Annotated in this window: 1 protein-coding gene; it reads left to right on the top strand. The window is 32.3% G+C overall.

Annotated features, from left to right (window positions below):
* The first annotated feature begins 263 nt into the window (after window positions 1-263).
* Entirely contained in the window at window positions 264-836 is a 573-nt protein-coding gene (cas4, locus tag ACOVQ4_RS11140) for a CRISPR-associated protein Cas4 (protein WP_421820721.1), read from the top strand.
* Window positions 837-1,070 lie beyond the last annotated feature (234 nt).

The raw sequence follows: 1,070 nt of genomic DNA, 5'->3' as shown, positions 1-1,070 counted from the left end.
AACATTCATTGAAAAAGTCTAAATACCTTTTCTCTTTTTGTCCAGTAATTAGATTTTATTAGTAATTAGTATTTTAATATCTTGGTTATTAGGTATTTATAGCAAGTGAAGCATCGGTTGAGTTGTACTCATTACCTAGGTTGACGGATAGAAAATTACAAGCTTTTTCCAATTTCCGAAATCAAAAATCCAAAATCCGTAGTAGCATTTAAATACTCATAGACTAATTCACAATTCATCATTCAAAACTCATCAACCATACAATGACACTTACACCATCGCATATTATTGAATTTTTATATTGCCCAAGGTTTACGTATTTTGAATACGTTATAGCCATTCCACAGTATGAGGACAGACATTTTAAAGTGCAAAAGGGCAGAGAAATTCACAATCAGAAATTGGAGCAAAACAAAGAATACCTACGCAAACGTATAGGAGCAGTCGAACGTTACAACGACCAGTACTTAACCAACGAGTTTTTGAGGGGGCGTATAGATGAAGTGCTCAAACTAGAAGATGGCACAATGACACCCTTAGACTATAAGTTTGCAGCGTATGACGATAAAGTTTTTGAGACCTACAAGACACAACTGTATTGTTATGCTTGGTTGATAGAGGAAAACTTTCATTGCAAAGTCAACAAAGGGTACTTGGTATATACACGAAGTAATAATAAATTAGTAGAGATAGAAATAAAAGACAGCGATACGAATTTAGTAAGAGAGGCAAGTAGAGAAATTTATCAAATTATCGAAAACAATTATTATCCGAAAGCTACCAAATCTAAAATGAGATGTGTAACTTGCACTTATAAAAATATTTGCACGAAATAATCAATTTCCGAGTGGCAATTTATTTTGGGGAGTATAAAAATAAAGATTTAAAGTGTTAAAGACCAATTAGTTATGTTTACGGAAAAATTCAAAAAACAAACTAAAAAACGTACATTGACCTACTGTTTAGAACAAAAAAGGGAAATGAAGAAACCTATACAATTGTTTATGTTACAAGGAGTTATCCAACCAGACGACTTCCAACGTAACTTCCATTAGAATAAGGATTGAAAC

This window comes from Flectobacillus sp., assembly GCF_049240685.1.
Classification (GTDB): Bacteria; Bacteroidota; Bacteroidia; order Cytophagales; family Spirosomataceae; genus Flectobacillus.
This window is presented reverse-complemented; position numbering and strand designations above follow the sequence as displayed.